The sequence below is a fragment of the Streptomyces sp. NPDC001868 genome, assembly GCF_040297125.1.
Classification (GTDB): domain Bacteria; phylum Actinomycetota; class Actinomycetes; order Streptomycetales; family Streptomycetaceae; genus Streptomyces.
This window is the reverse complement of sequence record NZ_JBEOYO010000001.1, coordinates 379175-398139: the sequence shown is the minus strand read 5'-3', so window position 1 is coordinate 398139 and position 18965 is coordinate 379175. Positions and strand designations below refer to the sequence as shown.

Genomic DNA, 18965 nt, shown 5'->3' with positions numbered 1-18965 from the left:
GCATGACGACCAACTGCTACATCATCGGGGGAACCCGGGTCCTCACCCAGTGCGCGGCGCGACTGCTCGACGCGGGCGTACGCATCGAGGGAATCCTCAGCGACGACCCGGCCGCCGTGGCCTGGGCCGGCGAACACACCGTGCCCGTGCTCGACCCGCACGGCGACCTGACGGCGACGCTCTCCGAGCGGAAGTTCGACTACCTGTTCAGCATGGTCAACTTCCGCATCCTGACCGCGGACGTCCTGGCCCTGCCCGAGATCGCCGCCGTCAACTTCCACGACGGCCCCCTGCCCCGCTACTCCGGCAGCAACGTCCCGGCCTGGGCCCTGTACGAGGGCGCGACCCGGCACGCGGCGACCTGGCACCGGATGACGGAGGCCGTGGACGCCGGCGGCGTCCTGCTGGAGCGCTGGTTCCCGGTCCGCGACCACTCCACCGCGCTCTCCCTGACGTACGAGACCGCCGAGACCGGCATCGAGCTGTTCAGGGACCTCGTCCCGCACATCGTGGCGGGCACCCTGCCCGACGGCGTCGACACCGGCGACCGCGAACGGCGCTTCTACCGGCGGTCCGCCCGTATGGCCTCGGGCGGGCTCATCCACGCCGGCACCTCCGCCGCCGAGGCCGCCCGTATCTCCAAGGCCCTGGACTACGGAAGTTTCCCCAACCCGCTCGGCATCCCCACGCTCGTCACCGAACAGGGCGCCGTCCTCACCCGGCAGATCAGGCTCATCCCCCGGGACGAGCCCCGCACCGACACCACCGTGCTGTCGGTGACCACATCGGCGCTGACCCTCGCCGCCCCGGACGCCGACCTCGTCCTCAGCGACTTCACCGCCGTCGACGGCAGCGCCCTCAGCGGCCAGGCCGCCGCACAGCGGCTCGGCGCGATCGAGGGCTCACCCCTGCCGCCCGTCGGCGAGGAACGGCTCGCCGCCATCGCCGCCGCCCAGAAGCCGCTACGGGCCCACGAACCGTGGTGGAGCGCCCGGCTGCGGGAGCTGCGCCCGGCACGGCTGCCCGTCGACGACTTCAGCGCCGGCGCGGCGCACTACGGCCGCTACGAGATGGCGTTCGTCCCCGGTTCCCGCGACGAGGCGCTCGCCGTCGTCCACGCCTTCCTCGGCGTCGTGGCCGAGCGCGCCGACGAGCCGGCCTTCGACTTCGCCTGGTCGCCGTCGGACGCCCGCGCACGGGCCGGGGAGACCCATGGCATCGCCGCGGCGCGCTTCCCCGTACGGTTCGACGGCGACAGCGCCGACGCCCTGCGCGACAAGCTCGACGAGGCCGCCGCCCGGCACGGCTACGCCGCCGACCTGGAGGTCCGGCTCGGCCTCGCGGGGCGCCCCCTGGGCTCCGGGGAGCCGACGTTCACCGATGTCATGGTCCTCGAACGCGGCGCGGGGGAGGAGGCGTCGGCCGAACCGCACACCGAGATCGCCCTCCTGTGCCTGCGAAACGGCCCGCCGACGGTCTTCGTCCGTGACACCGCGATGGGCCGCGACGAGGCACTGGAGTTCACCGAGCGCGTCGAGGACCTCGCCCTGGCCGCCCTGTTCCACGGCGAGGAGACACAGCCCGCGCCCCGCCTCGACGCCAACCGGCCCGACGCCGACGAGGCCACGGGGGCGGACGGGACGACAGGGGTGACCGGGACGACGGGGACGACGACGGAAACCGATACGGCGGAGACGCCGGCACCCGGCAGCGCGACCCTGCTCGACCTGTTCGCCGCCGCGGTCGCCGAACGGCCCACGGCCACCGCCGTCCGCAGCGGCACCCGCACCCTCGACTACGCCGCCCTGGACGCCTGGGCCGACGCGATCGCCGCCCGTCTGCACGACCAGGGCATCGAGTCCGGATCGGTGGTCGGTGTCCTCGTCGAACGGGGCGTCCACCTGATTCCCGCCCTCCTCGGCATCCTCCGCTCCGGCGCCGCCTTCCTTCCGCTCGACCTGGCCTACCCCTCGGATCGCCTGCGCGGATACACCGAGGTCGCGCGGTGCGACCTGATCCTCACCGACCCCACCACCGACGCCCTCGGCGCCTCACTGGGCACCGCGCTGCGCGTACCGGAGGCGGACGGGTCGGCACCGGCCGTACCGCCGCGCGTCGAGGCGGACGACCTCGCCTACCTCCTGTTCACCAGCGGATCCACGGGCACCCCCAAGGGCGTGGAGATCGAGCACCGGGCCCTCGCCAACTTCCTCACCGGCATCGGGGAGCGGCTCGGCTCCTCGGCCGAGGACGCCGTACTCGCCCACACGACGGTGGCCTTCGACATCTCCCTGCTGGAACTCCTCCTCCCGCTGACCGTCGGCGCCACGGTCGTCCTCGCCTCCCGCGAGACGGCCCGCGACCCGCGGCGCCTGGCCGAACTGACCGACCAGGTGACCGTCGCCCAGGCCACGCCGAGCATGTGGCGGCTCCTGCTGGCGACCGGGTGGACCCCGCCGGCGGGTCTCACCGTCCTCTCGGGCGGCGAAGCACTGCCACGGAGCGTCGCCGAGGGCCTGCATGCCCCGGCCCGCGCCCTGTGGAACCTGTACGGCCCCACCGAGGCCACCATCTGGGCCTCCGCCCACCGCGTCACCTCCGTGGGCGACTTCGTCCCGCTCGGCGAACCGCTGGCGAACCAGCGACTGCACGTTCTGGACGAGCGGTTGGAGCCGTGCGCGCCCGGAACGACGGGCTCGCTGTGGATCTCCGGCGCCGGACTCGCCCGCGGCTACGCCCACCGGCCCGACCTCACGGCGGACGCCTTCACCGTCCATCCCGTCACCGGGGTGCGCCTCTACCGGACCGGTGACGAGGTACGGCTCCACGCGGACGGCGCCGTCGAATGGCTCGGCCGCGCCGACGCCCAGGTCAAGGTGCGGGGCAACCGTATCGAGCCCGCCGAGATCGAGCAGGTGCTGGAACGGTTCGCCGGGATCACGGCGGCCGTCGTCGTCGCCGCCCGCTTCGAGGGCCGGGGCGAACCGCGTCTGACCGCCTATCTGGTCGGCGACGGAGTGCCGACGAAGGCCCGGCTGGACGAATTCGTCGGCGCCACGCTGCCCGAGTACATGGTGCCGGACGCGTACGTACGGCTCGACGCGCTGCCCCTGACCGACAACGGCAAGGTGGCGCGGGCCCGGCTGCCCCTGCCGACCCGCGACACGGTCCTGCGCGCCGACGCGGCCCTCACCGGGGCGGTGCCCGAGGTCGCCGCTCCGGCACCTGAGGTCGCTGCCCCGGCTGTCGCTGCCGCGACCGCCGGCCTGACCACGGAGGCGCTGACCGGGCTCATCGCACGCGTCTTCGCCGACACCGTGGGACAGCCCGCCTTCGCCTCGGACGCCAACTTCTTCGACCTCGGCGGCGATTCGGCCAACGTCACCGTCGCCGCCGTACGTCTCAGCCGTGAGCTGGGCGCGGAGGTCACCCCTCCGTCGGTCTTCGCGACCGGCACCCCGGCCAAGCTGGCCCGGCTGCTGGCCGCTGATGGCCTGGTGCGGATCGCCGAGCCGGAGTCGCAGCCGCAGCCGCAGCCGGAGTCGGAGCTGAAGCCGGCGCCGCAGGCGCGGCTGGAGCCGGATCCGCAGTCGCGGCTGGAGGCGCACGCTTCCGTCCCGGCCGCCGTGCGCGGGCGGGAGGCGACGGCGGCGGAGGCGGCGGAAGCGAGGCCTTCGACGGCCGTGGCGGGGCCCGCAACCCCCGGACCCGTACACCCCGGGCCCGTACACCCCGGACCCGCGCGGGAGGACGTTCACGCCGGTGCGCTGGCCGTGGTCGGCATGGCGTGCCGGTTCCCGGGCGCTGCCACGCCGGACGAGTTCTGGCGCAACCTGGCCGACGGCGTCTCCAGTGTCGGGGACGCGCCGGCGGGCAGGCGGGGCTGGGCCCATCTGTGGAGCGAGGACGAGGCCGACGAGGCGCCGATGGGCTGGGTCGACGGAGTCGAGTACTTCGACCCCGCGCGCTTCGGTCTCACCGACCGCGAGGCCCGGCGCCTGGACCCCCTGCAGCGCGTCCTGCTGAGCGTGACCGCCGAGGCGCTGGAGAGCGGCGGCCACGACCATGTGTCGCTCGGCGCCGACACCGGCGTCTTCATCGGCACGATCGCGAGCGACTTCCCGGAACTGGTGGCACGGAGCATCGGCCACGGTGACCCGCACGTCGCCACGGGCACCGCGATCTCCATGGTCGCCAACCGGCTGTCGCACGTCTTCGACTGGTCGGGACCGAGCTTCGCCGTCGACACGGCGTGCTCGTCGTCCCTCGTCGCCCTGCACCAGGCCGCCATGCACCTGCGGTCGGGTGACATCGACGCCGCCGTCGTGGGCGCGGCCAACCTGGTCCTGACACCGGACAAGACACGCTCCTTCGCACGCAACGGCATGCTGTCCCCCCAGGGCGTGTGCCGGGCCTTCGACGAGGTGGCCGACGGCTACGTCCGCGGAGAGGGCTGCGGTGTCGTCGTACTGAAGCGGCTCGCGGACGCCCGGCGCGACGGGGACCCGGTCCTCGCCGTGATCCGGGGCACCGCCGTCAACCACACCGGCGGCAGCGCAGGGTTCCTCACCGCGCCCAGCAGGCCCGCCCAGGCGGCCGTACTGCGCAAGGCACTGGCCGCAGCCGGCGTCACCCCCGGCGACATCGGCTACATCGAGGCGCACGGCACCGGTACCCAGCTCGGTGACCTCATCGAACTCGAAGCGCTGCACGCGGTGCTCGGCGAGGAGGCCACGCATCCGGTCGCCGTGGGCTCGGTGAAGACGAACATCGGCCATCTGGAGCCGGCCGCCGGTATCGCCGGACTCATCAAGACGGTCCTCGCCCTCCAGGCCGGCACCATCCCGCCGTCCCTCAACCTCACCACCCCGAACAAGGCGTTCGACTTCGCGGCCTCGCCGCTGTTCGTCGCCGACCGGCCGCTGTCCTGGGACGGGCCGAGGATCGCGGGCGTCAGCAGTTTCGGCTTCGGCGGCGCCAACGCCCATGTGGTGGTCGAGGCCGCGCCCCCCGTCACGGACGCCACGCGGGACGCGGCGGACCATGACCGGCTGCCCCGGCTGCTGACCCTGTCGGCGGCGTCGGACGTGGCGCTGCGCACCCTGGCGCACCGCCTCGTGCTGATGCTGCGCTCCCCGTACTGCCCGTCCCTCACCTCGCTGAGCGAGGCGAGCCGTAGGCGTCCGGCGGCGGCTCATCGTCTCGCCTGCGTCGTCGACAGCCTCGAACAACTCGACGACAAGCTGCGGCTGTTCCTGGCCGGTGTGGACGAAGTCCGCTCCCTCCACCCGGGAGTGGCCGACGGCACCGGGCCGCATACGGAGAAGGCCACGGTCCGGGACCGGGCGGGCCGGGAGGAACTCGGCGAGGCGGCACGGCGGTTCGCCGCCGGTGCGGACCTCTCCACCGGGCCCGGCCGGGCGGGCGTACGCTTCCCGACCGCGCCGCACGACGAGAAGTACCTCTGGCTGGAGCCCACCGGGCAGCCGCAGCCACGGCCACAGTCACAGCCGACGGCGACGGCCCAGGAGTCGGGCGAGGCCGCCGCGAGCGGGCGTACGACCGACTCGTGGGCGCGGCTCCCCGAGGCCGCCGAACACGTGGTCCTGGGCAGGCCGACCCTGCCCGGTGCCGCCTACCCCGGCAAGGTGGCCGAGTTCGTCGGCAGTGAACGGTTCGGCCTGCGCGATGTGACGTTCCGCAAGGCCGTCGAGACGCCCGCGACCCTGTCCGCCGAACGGGACGGAGCACGGGTCACGTTCCGCGACGGCGACGGCGCCCTCGTCTGCACCGCCGAACTGACCCCGCCGGAACAGCCGGTACTTCCCGTCCCGCCGTCCGGCGACGGCTTCACCGACGTCTTCTCCGATGCCTTCACCGACGGCTTCACCACCGTCGAACTCGACGCGCTCTACCGCGCGTTCGAACGCGACGGACTCGCCTACGGCTCCGCCTACCGGACCGTCGCCGCCCTCTCCACCGCACCCGGCCGGGCGACGGGCGTGCTCCGCGCCGAAGCCGCACCCGAGGGCGTGGTCGACGCGCGGCTCCTCGACGGCGCCTTCCAGGTCGCTCTCACCGCGTGCGGGGCGCGGGGCCTGTATGTGCCGTTCACCGTCGAACGGCTCACAGTCCTCGGCCGTATCCCGGCCACGGCCCGTGTGCACGCCCGGCGCGACCGGGAGACCGGGCCCGACTCCGGTCTGCTGACCGCCAGTCTGGTGATCCTCGACGGCGACGAACCGGTGCTCGAAGCCCGTGGCATCACCTGGAAGCGGCTGTCGAGCACGCCGTCGGCCGGGACCCCGCGACCCGTCACGGCCCAAGGCGTCGGCGTCGGCGCCGGTTCCGGTTTCGGTCGGCCCATGGCCCCGGCCGTCGAGAGCAACGGTCACCGCCCGGTGCCCCCGCGTCCCGGACGGGGCGACGGTCTCGACGCCACCCTGGCCCGTTGGGTGGCCGACGCCCTGGAGACCGGCATCGACGACCTCGAACCGGACCGCCCGTTGCAGGAGCAGGGGCTCGACTCCGTGCTCGCCGTCGCGCTGGCCCAGGACATCCGCGCCAAGCTGGGCGTCGACATCCCCGTCACCCTCGTCCTCGAAACCGGCTCGGTCGATCGGCTCGCCGCCGAACTCCGCGAGGAGTACGGCGTCACCACCGTCCCCGGCGACACCGCGTCCACGGCCCTCCCCGGCGACACCGTGGCCACCACCGGGCCGCAGGACACCCCGTACACCGTGCACGCGGGCGACACCACATACGCCACGCACGCCACGTACACCGCCGCGCCGGACGAGGCCCCGCACGTGGCTGCCCGGGACGAGCAACCCGCCCCCGTGGCCGCGCCGTTCGCCGTTCCCGCGACGCCGGCCACCGGCACGGCCGACCCGGACCGGCACGACATCGCCGTCATCGGTGTCGACGGTGTCTTCCCGAACGCCGCCGACACCGAGGAACTGTGGCGGGTGCTGCTCGACGGTGACGACTGCCTCAGCGAAGTACCCGCCTCCCGCTGGGACATCGACGCCTACTACGGCACCGACGGCACCCCCGGCACCGTGTACCTCAGGCGGGCCGGCTTCGTCGACGGGCTGACCGACTTCGACCCCGGCTTCTTCCGGCTGTCACCCGCCGAGGCCCAGTGGATCGACCCGCAGCAGCGACATCTGATCCAGTCGGCCTGGCGCGCCCTGGAGGACGCCGGGCTCGCGGGGAAGCCGGACCGCTCCACGGGCGTGTTCGTGGGCGCCAGCTACCAGCACTACCGCGACGTGGTCGTCGACGACGTCGTCCAGACCGCGGCCGGCCTCGGCAACCACAACGCGATCCTCGCCAACCGGCTCAGCTACTTCCTCGACCTGCACGGCCCCAGCATGACGGTGGACACGCTCTGCTCGTCGTCCCTGGTGGCCCTGCACACGGCGGTGCGCAGCATCCGGGGCGGGGAGTGCGAGCAGGCGATCGTGGCCGGTGTCCACCTGGGGATGTCGCCCCAGTACTTCCAGCTCGGCTCACGCCTCAGGTCGTTCTCGCCCACCGGCAGGTCACGTGCCTTCGACGCCGGCGCCGACGGGTTCGTGCCGGGCGAGGGGGTCGTGTCGGTCGTGGTGAAGCCCCTGGCGGCCGCGCTGCGCGACGGGGACCGGGTGCGCGGGGTGATCCGGGGGACCGCCGTCAACCACGGCGGCCGGACGAGCGGACTGACGGTTCCCAGCGGTGGGGGACAGCAGGAGGTCGTGGCCGCGGCCCTGGCGGACGCCGGGGTGTCACCGGAGTCGATCGGTCTGGTCGAGGCCCACGGCACGGGCACCGGACTGGGCGATCCGATCGAGGTGGAGGGGCTGACCCGCGCGTGGCGCCGCTTCACGGCACGGTCGCAGTTCTGCGCACTGGGCTCCCTGAAGAGCAACATCGGCCACCTGGAACCCGCGGCGGGCCTCGCGGGACTGGTGAAGGTCCTGCTGGCGCTGGAGCACGGGGTCGTCCCGCCGACGGTGAACGTGACACGGCCGAACGACCACATCCGCTTCGAGGGCACCCCGTTCTACCTCGCCGACCGACCCGTGGAGTGGCCGCGTACGGGCGGACCGCGCCGCGCGGCGGTGAGCGCCTTCGGCATGGGCGGCGTCAACGCCCACGTCATCGTCGAAGAGGCACCGGACACGCCCGCCCACGCGGAGCTGGCCCAGGACAGCCATCTCGTACGGGTCACCGGCGCCGACGAGACCGCCGTGCGCGCCCTCGCCGGTGTCTACGCCGACCAGGTGGCCCGCACGGCGGAGGACCGGCTGGGTCATCTCGCCTTCACGGCCAACACCGGCCGCGCCGCCCAGCGCCACCGCGTCGCCGTACAGGGGGCCACGCCCCGGGAACTGGCCGACCGTCTCACCGAGGTCGCGGCCGGCCGTACCCCCGTCGTCCGGGACACCGGCAAGCCCGCCACCACGGCGTTCCTCTTCACCGGCCAGGGCTCCCAGTACGCCGCCATGGGCCGTGACCTGTACAGCACGGAACCGCACTTCCGCGACGCGCTGCACGAGTGCGCCGACCTCCTGGCGCCCTGCACCGACGTCCCGCTGCTCGACCTGCTGTGGGGTGACGCCCGGCATCTGCTGGACCGGACCCGGTACGCGCAACCCGCCATCGTCAGCGTCGAGGTGGCCCTGGTCCGGTACCTGGAAGCGGCCGGGGTGCGCCCCGACGCCGTCGCCGGGCACAGCCTCGGTGAGCTGACCGCCGCCTGGTCCGCCGACGTGCTCTCCCTGCCCGACCTGCTCCGTCTCACCGCCCTGCGCGGACGGCTCATGGAGGACCAGCCCTCGACCGGCGCCATGGCCGTAGTCCACACCGACACCGACACCCTCACCGCCGCGCTGAGGGCCCACCCCGGCCTGGAGATCGGCGCCTACAACGCGCCCCAGGTCCACACCGTCACCGGCCCCGCCGACGCGCTCGCCCGGTTCCGCGAGGAGACCCCGCACCGCACCCAGCTCCTCCCGGTCAGCCACGCCTTCCACTCCGCCGACATGGAACCGGCCGTCGCACCCTTCGCCGAGGCCGTGGCCGCCACCGCCCTCAAGCCGCCCACCATTCCGTTCGTCTCCACCCTGACCGGGACCTGGCACACCCCCGACTCCGCCGTCGACGCCGCGCACTGGGCCGAGGCCATCCGCCGGCCCGTCCGCTTCGCCCAGGCCCTGACCGTGCTCGCCGAGACCGTCCCGCAGGCCGTCTGGGAGATCGGGCCCCACCCCCATCTCACGCCCCTGGCCCGTACGACCCTCCCCGAGCCGCACCCCGTCTGGCTCACCACGCTCCACCGCGGGCGCGAGGACCAGGTCCAGCTCCACACGGCCCTGGCCGCCCACCACAACCGCGCGGGCGCCGACCTGACCTGGAGCGCGCTCCACGAGGGCAAGCGGCACCGCACGACCACCATCCCCACCTATCCGTTCCACCGAGAGCCGCTGGCCGCGCCCCCCGCTCGCCGCCGCGCCGTGACGAAGGCCGTCAGCCACCCGCTGTTCGACCGCCACTACGAGCACCGGAGCGAGGGACAGTGACGCACCGAGCCGAGACCTACGAGAAGACCTTCGCGGGACACGAACCCTTCATCGCCCAGCACCGCGCCGCGGGCACCGGACTGCTGCCCGCCGCCGTGCAGTTGGAGATGGCGATGGTGGGCGTCGCCCGGCTCGGGCCGTTCACTCCGCTGGAACTCACCGACGTGGCCTTCCTCAGGCCCCTCACCGTCGCCGACGACGCGACGGCCGCCGTCCGGCTCGACATCGCCCACGACCCGGACATCGGCCCGGACATCCGCTTCGAACTGAGCACCGTCGTGGCCGGGGAACGCAAACAGCTGTCCACCGGCCGCGGCCGGCGGCTTCCGGACGGCTCGGCTCCCGGGCCCGCCCCCCGGGTGACCGGCACCCGCACCATCACCTCGGACGACCTGTACGACAGCTGGTCGCGCGCCGGCCTGCGGTACGGGCCGGACTTCCGTACGGTCCGGGAGCTGACCGTCGGCGACGGCACCGCCCGGGCCGTCCTGCGCAGCGACGCCGAGCCCATGCCGTGGTTCGCCCACCCCCTGCTGACGGACGGCGTGTTCCAGGTCGTCAGCTGCGCGCTCCAGGACCTCCCGGGCACGACCGCGCCCCGGCCCATGCTGCCGATCGGCGTGGCCCGCGTCGCCGTCCACACCGATCTGTCGGCCCTGTCGTCCGGAGCCACCGTCCTGGTCCGCCGGACCGGGATCGAGGGCGCCTACTCGACGGCCGACGCCGTGATCCTCGGGCCGGGCGGCGAGGTCGCCGCTCAGTTCGACGGTGTCCGTATGCGCCGTACGACCGCGATGGCCCCGGCCACCGGGCCCTCGGGGCGGGCCGAGCCGTCGGGGCGGACCGCCCAGCCGCTCTCCCGCATCCACTGGCGGCCCGCGCCCGGCCCGGAGCGCGAGCCAGCGCACGGCACCTGGGTGGTGCTGCACCACGGCGACACGCTGGGCGAGCACACCGCCCGGCAACTGCGCGCCGAGGGCGCCCGCGTGGTGGAGGCCGGCCTCGGCACGTCCCCGGCACACCCTGCGCGGGACCGCGACCACCTTGTTCTGCCGCACGCCGACGAGGACGGATTCCGGCGGCTGTGGGAGGACATCGGCGAGCCGGTGGCGGGAGTCGTGCACCTGTGGAACGCCACCGAAGCGGCCGACGACCGTACGGAGGACTCCGAACTCCGCGCCGGACTGTACGGGTGCTTCGCCGCCCTGAAGACGCTCGGCGAGCGGCAGCGCAGGTCCCGTTTCCTCGTGGTGACCCGGCACGCCCAGCCGGTGTCGGACGACGACACGCCCGTGCCCGCCCGCGCGGCCCTGTGGGGTCTCGTGCGGACGGCGGCCATCGAGTACCCCGGCCTGCGCCCCCGGCTCATCGACCTGGACGACACCGCCGACCTCGACGACACCGCCGTCGTCGACGCGCTCACGGCGGAACTCGGCGAGGGCCCCACGGAGGTCGCCTACCGGCTCGGCGTCCGCCACGAACCCGTCCGGCTCTTCGATCTGCTCGACGTGCGGGACCGTACGTCGAACCGGCCCATCAGGCAGGGCGGCCGCTATCTCGTGCTCGGTGGACACGGGGGACTGGGCCTGGAGGTGGCCCGGCGGTTCGCCGAGGAGGGTGCCGGACTCGTCGCGCTCGTCAGCCGGAGCGGTACAGCGGGCGCCGACCGGTCCCGGCTGGCCGGGATCGAGGCGGCGGGCTGCGCGGTCGTGTCCTACGCCGCCGACATCACCGCCCCCGGTGAGCTGCGGGCCGTCGTGGAACGCGTCCGGGACGAACACGGCGCACCGCACGGCGTGGTCCACGCGGCGGGCACCCTCAAGGACGGACTGATCCGGTCCACCACCGCCGAGGACATCGACGCGGTCATGCGGCCCAAGGCCGACGGCGTCCGCGAACTCGCCGCCGCCGTCGCCGGAACGGACCTCGACTTCGCCGTCCTGTTCGCCTCCGTCTCCGGCACCTTCGGCAACCTCGGCCAGGGCGGATACGCCGCCGCCAACGCCTATCTCGACGCCTTCGCCCACGCGCACGGCACGCCCTGGCTCAGCGTCGACTGGGGCCTGTGGGGCGAGGTCGGCATGGGTACGGCGGTCGCGGACCAGCTCCGCCGCCGGGGCGTCCGGCCGCTGGGGACGACCGAGGCCCTGGACGCCTTGACAGCAGTCCTGGGCACAGACGCCCGCCAGGTGGTCGTCGCCCACCCCGACGGCACGGAGCCTGGGCCCGAGGCCGCCACGGAGTCCCGGCCCGACACCACGGGGGGCGTGCACGCCGACGAGGGCCGGGAGCGGGTGGAGGACGAGCTGGAGCGCTTCCTCGGCGAACGGCTGGGCGTGACCTCCTTCGACCGCCGTACCCCCCTCGCCGACTACGGCATGAGCTCCATCATGAGCGTCGAGCTGTCGGAGGAGCTGTCCCGCCGCTGGGACCTCCACCTCCCGGCCACCCTCTTCCTGGAACACGGCGACTTCACCGAACTGGCACGGGCGTTGACGGACCGGTACGGCGCGGCGGGCGCGGTACGGGCGCCGGCCGCCGGGGAGACCGCTGAACCGGCGGCGGCCGACGCACACGCAGCACAGGAGGCACAGGAGGCACAGGAGGCACAGGAGGCAGAGGAGGCAGAGGAGGCGCGGGCGGTACAGGACGTGCGGGAGCCCGAGTCGGAGGTCGCTCCTGCCGCCACCTCTCCCCGGCGGGCGAAGACCGGGCGGGACACGGACGTGGCCGTGGTCGCCGTCTCCGGCGACCTGCCCGGCGCCCCCGATGTCGCCGGTCTGTGGCCGCTGCTGCGCTCCGGCGGACACGCGTTCACCGAGATCCCGGCCGAACGCTGGGACATCGACGCGCACTTCGAGGAACGCGGCCCCCATATGACGGGCACCTACTGCCGCACCGGCGCCTTCCTCGACGACATAGACCGCTTCGATCCGTCGTTCTTCGGCATCTCCGTGCGTGAGGCCGAAGAGATGGACGCCCAGCAGAAGCTGCTGCTCGAACACGCCTGGGCGGTACGCGACGAGAGCGGTCTCGTCGGCCGCCGCGACATCGGCGTCTTCGTCGGGGCCACGTACACCCACCACCGCGACGCCCAGGGCCTGGACAGCGTCGGACCGCACACCGCGCTCGGTTCCCTGAACGCCGTACTGGCCAACCGTGTCTCCTACGCGCTCGATCTGACGGGCCCCTCGCAGACCGTCGACACCTTCTGCTCCTCCTCCCTCGTCGCCGTCCAGCAGGCGGTCGCCGCGCTGCGCGCCGGGACGTGCGCCGCCGCGATCGTGGCGGGCTGCCACGTCGGGCTCACCCCCTGGTACTACCGCAGCCTCAGCCAGCTCGGGGCCCTGTCCCAGACCCTGCCGCACCCCTTCGACGACCGTGCCGACGGCTTCGTCCCCGGCGAGGGAGCGATCGCCGTCATGCTCAAGCGTCGTGCGGACGCCGAGCGTGACGGTGACCGGATCTGGGGTGTGATCCGGGGGACGGCCGTCAACCACGGCGGCCGGGGCAGCGCCCTGCCCGTGCCCCGCAGCGAGGCCCAGACCGCCGTCGTCCGCGCCGCCCTCGACGACGCCGGGGTGGCCCCGGCGGACATCACCCTGATCGAGAGCCACGGCACGGCGACCCGGCTGGGCGACCCCGTCGAGATCGCCGCGCTCACCGACGTGTTCGGCGACGACCCGGACCGCCGTACGCCGGTGCACATCGGCTCGGTGAAGGCCAACATCGGCCATCTGGAACCGGCCGCCGGACTCGCCGGACTGGTCAAGGTCCTCCTGTGCCTGCGACACGGCGAGATTCCGCCCCTCGCCGGCTACGAGAGCCCCGGCGCACACCTCGACCTCACCGGCGCGCCCTTCGTGATCCCTACGGAACCCCGTCCATGGCGCTCGGATGGCCCGCGCCGCGCGGGGATCAGCGCCTTCGGCATGGGCGGCACCAACGCGCACATCGTCGTGGAGGAGTACGAGGGGCACTCCGCCGCACAGCCCGCCGAGCCCACCCCCGCACCCTCCCGCCTGGGCGAACACCTCCTGCTCCTGTCCGCACACACGCCGGAGGCACTGGCCCGGCGCGCGGCGGACCTGGCACAGCTGCTGCGGGCCGAGCCGTCGGCCGCGAGCGCGTTGTGCCGCTCGGCCGCCGTGGGCCGCGACCACCTGCGGCACCGCGTCGCGGTCCTCGGCTCCACGGCCGAGGACCTGTCGGCCGGACTGGCGCACGTCGTCCACCGGGGTGGCGAGGCCCTGGGCGCCGTCCTGCGCGGCGGCACGCTCCTGGAGAGCGGTGCCCGTACGGCCGACGCCGCGCTCGCCGCCCGCATGGCCCCCTTCACCTCCCACACCGCCGAACGGCTCGCGGCCCAACTCCGCGTCCCGGAGGACCGGTTGAGCACCGCACTGGCCTTCTTCCACGTCGGCGGCGGAACCGTCGACTGGCACCGGGTGTACGAGGGAACACCGGCGCGACGGGTCGCCCTGCCGCCGTACCCCTTCCGGACGGGCTCCACGGGGACGGGCTCCACTACGACGGAGGGCCCGGACGAGGGCACGGTCGCGATGGCCGCGACCGTCCACCGGCTGTCCCGCGCCCACCGCGTGTTCGGAGAGGCGACGCTGCCGGGGGCGCTGACGGCGGCCCTGGCACTCGGGAGCGCCGACGTCCTGCGGCGGATCGCGTTCGTGGGCCGGGGCACCGGACTCCACACCCTCACCAGCGACCTGGACGATCCCACCCGCACGGGACCGGTCACGTTCCGGTACGGCGACCGGATCGTCGCCCGCCTCGAAACGGGCCGTGCGGACGAGCCGCTCGGCGACCCGGCCGGCGCCCATGACATCGACGCCCTGCGCGCGGGCCTCGACCGGACGCTGGACCCCACGGGCCTGTACGCCTGGTTCGCGGCCAAGGGCATGGACTTCGCCGCCCCCCTGCGTTCCCTCACGGACGTGCGCTTCGGGCCGGCCCGCGTGCTCGCCCGGGTCGACGGCACCACCGGCGACGACCTGGAGAGGACCGTGGTCGCCCTCGACGCCGCCCTGCAGAGCATGGCCGTACTGACCCTGGCCGACCCGTCCGCGACGTCGGCGACCTATCTGCCGGTGTCCATCGGACGGGTCGTACGGCGGGACGATCCGGCGCGGACGACCTACGTGCTGCTCGACGCCGACACCACCTCGCCGGACGGGGTACGACGCGGCCACGCCACCCTGCTGGCCGCGGACGGCAGGGTGCTGGTGCGCCTTGAGGACGTGGAGTACCGCACGGTGACGGCGAAGGACGCGTCCGACGTGGTCGAGGAGCCGCGCCGGGACGCGCCCCGGCCGGTCGTGACCGCGTCCTCGTCCGCCCCCGGAGCCGCGATCCAGGCCTCGGTGCTCGCCCTCGTGCGGAACACCCTGCACGACCCGAGCGTCACCCCCACCACCTCGCTGTCCTCCGCCGGACTCGACTCAATGCTCGCGACGGCCATCGCGGCCGACATCGAGGAGACCCACGGTGTGCGGCTGAGCCCCACGGATGTCCTGGACGCGGCGGACTGCCGCGCCCTGGCCGCACGGGTCGCCGAGCAGGCCGACGTGCCCGAGCCGGCCGACGTGCCCGGTCGGACCGTCACTCTCACCACGCCCGCCGTCACCGCCGAACCCACGCCCGCGGTCACCGTCGAGCCCACGCCCGCCGTCGCCGCCGAATCCACGCCCGACCCGAAGGACATGGCCGTCATCGGCTTCGCCCTCGCCCTCCCCGGAGCCCAGAACCCGACGGAGCTGTGGTCGCTGCTCACCCGGGGCGGCACCGAGATCGGCCCCGCGCCCGCGCACCGCTGGGGAACGTACGCGCAGGGCACGGAGTCCGATGTCGGCGGCTTCCTCGGCAACGTCGAGGAGTTCGACGCCCGCTTCTTCGACTTCTTCCCCAAACAGGCCGAGGTGCTCGACCCCCAGGTCCGCTGGCTGCTGCGGACGACCTGGGAGGCATGCGAGTCGGCCGGCCTGCCGCCACGTCGGCTCCCGTCGTCCACGGGCGTGTTCGTCGGCGCCAGCTACCAGCACTACCGCGACTACAACATCGCGCCGGAACTGGACGCCCACAGCGGCCTCGGCAACCACAACGCCTTCCTCGCCAACCGGCTCAGCCACTTCCTCGACCTGCGCGGCCCGAGCATGACGGTCGACACGCTCTGCTCGTCGTCGCTGGTGGCCCTGCACACGGCGGTGCGCAGCATCAGGAACGGCGAGTGCGAACAGGCCGTCGTCGCGGGTGTCCGGGTCGCCATGTCGCCGTTGCACTACGTGGCCATGAGGAACCTGCGGGCCCTGTCACCTTCGGGTGCGTCGCGTGCCTTCGACGCGGCGGCCGACGGGTTCGTGCCGGGTGAGGGGGTGGTGTCGGTGGTGGTGAAGCCGCTGGCCGCCGCCCTGCGGGACGGGGACCGGGTGCGCGGTGTCATCCGGGGTAGCGCGGTCAACCATGGGGGCCGCACCAGCGGGTTGACGGTGCCGAGCGCCCGCGCGCAGGGGGACGTCATCGCCGGGGCGCTGCGGGACGCGGGGGTCTCGCCGGAGACGGTCGGGCTGCTGGAGGCGCACGGTACGGGGACGGGGCTGGGCGATCCGATCGAGGTCGAGGGGCTGACCCGGGCGTGGCGGGAGCACACGGATCGGGCGCAGTTCTGTGCGATCGGGTCGTTGAAGTCGAACATCGGTCATCTGGAGCCGGCCGCCGGTCTGGCGGGGCTGGTGAAGGCCTTGTTGGCGATGGAGCACGAGGTGATCCCGCCGACGCTGCACGTGACCCGCCCCAACGACCACATCCGCTTCGAGGACACGCCCTTCTACCTCGCTGACCGCCCTCAGCCGTGGCCGCGTGGCGGTCACCCCCGGCGGGCCGCGATCAGCGCCTTCGGCATGGGCGGCGTCAACGCCCACGTCATCGTCGAGGAGCCACCGGCGGCGCCGATTCGCGCCGGGGCGGCCCCGAGCGGCCATCTGGTACGGGTGACCGGCGTCGACGAGGCCGCCGTGCGCGCCCTCGCCACCGCCTACGCGGACCGCTTCGACGCGGCACGCGACGCCTGGGAGACCGCCGACCTCTGCCACACGGCCAACGTCGGCCGCTCGCCCCTGGAGTTCCAGACGGCCGTCAGCGGACCCGACGCCGCCGCGCTCGCGACGGCGCTGCGCGCGGTCGCCGCAGGCCGTGTGCCGATCGCCCGCGCCGACAGCGGCCTGACCGCCGAACAGGCCCAGGAACGGGCCCAGGAACAGGCCCAGGAACGGGACCGGGGACAGGCTCCGGGAGACAGGGCTCCGGCCGGGGAACCGCACCACCACCCCACCGCCGTCGCCGCCCTGGTCCGCGCCGGATACGCGCACGTCGACTGGGCGGCGCTCTCCGCGCCCGGAGCACGGGTCACGGACCTGCCGACGTACCCGTTCGCCGCGCAGAAGCACTGGCACATGCACGAGCCCAAGGCGGAAGCACGGGCCGGGCGCCGCCCCGAAGCCCTCCGGACCGAGTGGCGCACGGGCGAACTGCCGCCGCCCGCACCCTCGTTGCGACAAGCCTCCGTGCGCCTGGTCACCACGGACCCCGCCCTGCGGGACGCGCTCACCTCCGCTCTTCGCGACCAGGGCGCGATCGTCGAGGAGACTGCTCGAACGAGGCGGAACGGGCAGACAGCTCCGACCGAGCGGACCCCTCTGCACGCGGACACGATCGTCGTCGTGGACACTCCGCACCGGCAGTCCGCCGAGCCGGACGACCTGAGCGTGTTCTGGTCCGAACTCGGCGCCCTCGTCGCGGCGTTGCCCGCCCACGGGCGGCTGCTCTGGGCGGGACACCACAGCGCGGCCGTGCACGCGGCGGAACGCGGACGGCTGCGTCCGGAGGCCGCCGCCATGGCCATGGCCGTACGGGCGGCCTGCGCGGAGAGCCGGAAGCACTCCGCCGTCGTCGACCTGGACCCGGCGGACCCGGCGGACGTAAGGGCCCGGCAGATCGCCGCCGAGTACGCGGCGCTGCCCCAGGGCCCCGACGCCGAGCCGGGCACGGACCCGTACTCCGGCACCTTCGCGGCCTACCGCCACGGCATCCGGTATGTTCCGCACACGGTCGCCGCCCAGCCCGGTCCGGCGTACGAGCCGTCCGGGGACGGGTACTACCTGGTGACCGGCGGACTCGGCGCCGTCGGACGGCATCTGGTCCGGCGGCTCGTCGACCGGGGAGCGCGTCGGATCGGCGTGGTCGGGCGGTCCGTGATCGACGAGACCCGCTCCGAACCGCTGCGGGAGCTGTCGGGGCGGGCCGAGGTGGCGTATCTGCCCTGTGATGTGTCCGACGCGTCGGCTCTGGCCGCCGTGGCACGGGAGTTCGGGGCGCGCTGGGGCCGGCTGCTCGGTGTCGTGCACTGCTCCGGCGGGGTCAACCCGTTCGGCGCGATGCACCGCCGGCCCTGGAGCGACGCCACGAAGGTGGTCGCCCCGAAGATCCCCGGCTCACTGAACGCCGTACGGCTTGCTCAGGAGCAGGGCGCCGACTTCGCGGTCCTGGTCTCCTCGATCGCGGGCACCCAGGCCCGGGCCGGCCGCGGCCTGGTCGACTACGGCCTTGCCAACGCCTACCAACTGGCGCTGGCCGAACGCGAGAACGGCATCGCCACCACGGTCACCGCGCACGCCTGGCCCAACTGGACGGGCACCGGCATGGAGGCGGACGCGTCCTACTCCGCCGCGCACTCCATCGGCACCCATGAGGCGGCGGACGCGTTCCTCGACCACCTACGGTCGGGCGGCGCGGTCGTCTTCCCCGGCACCGCGCCCACACCCACGTCCCCGCCCGCACCCACGTCCACGCCCCCGCCCACACCCACAGAGCCCGACGTTCCCGCCGCATCGGCACAGGGCGCGGCGCGTTCCGGGGCGTACGGCGCGGTCACCGAGACCCGTACCGAGACCCGTACCGGGATCCGTACCGTGATCCCCGCACCGGCGACCGGTGGACGGGATCGCGCGGAGATGCGCGGGCATGTGCGGGACGCCTTCGTGCACGTCCTGGGGGAGGACCCGGGCGACCGCCCGCTCCAGGCGCTGGCACTGGACTCCCTGGTCATCGCCGAGCTGACCACCGCCCTGGAACAGCGCGGCGGCCTCACCGTCGACCCGTCCCTGTTCATGCGGGTTCGCACGGCCGACGACATCGCGGCCGCGCTCGCCACGGCCACGGCCACGGCCACAGCCACGTCGGGCCGGTCCGCCGCCCCCGAGCAGGAGGCGCCGCCCGGTCGGCCCGTGGCCTCCGACGACCAGCGCGCCTCGGCCCTGAGCGCCCTGTTGCATCCGCTGCTCACCCGCGACCGGGGAACGGTGACGCCATGACGCCGGTGCCGAACGAAAG

At 74.1% G+C, this 18965-nt stretch carries 2 protein-coding genes; both read left to right on the top strand.

From position 1 onward, the window contains the following. The first annotated feature begins 2 nt into the window (after positions 1-2). The gene (locus ABT147_RS01785; protein ID WP_351401609.1) at positions 3-9566 is read left to right on the top strand and encodes an amino acid adenylation domain-containing protein; all 9564 of its coding nucleotides are present in this window, start codon (positions 3-5) and stop codon (positions 9564-9566) included. Next, positions 9563-18946 (top strand): SDR family NAD(P)-dependent oxidoreductase, encoded by a 9384-nt coding sequence (locus ABT147_RS01780; protein WP_351401607.1) that lies wholly within the window; start codon positions 9563-9565, stop codon positions 18944-18946. The genes ABT147_RS01785 and ABT147_RS01780 overlap by 4 nt, the downstream gene beginning before the upstream one ends. Positions 18947-18965 lie beyond the last annotated feature (19 nt).

Coding starts and splice junctions, on each gene's coding strand:
- ABT147_RS01785 (WP_351401609.1), top strand. CDS start 3: ATGACGACCAACTGCTACATCATCGGGGGAACCCGGGTCCTCACCCAG.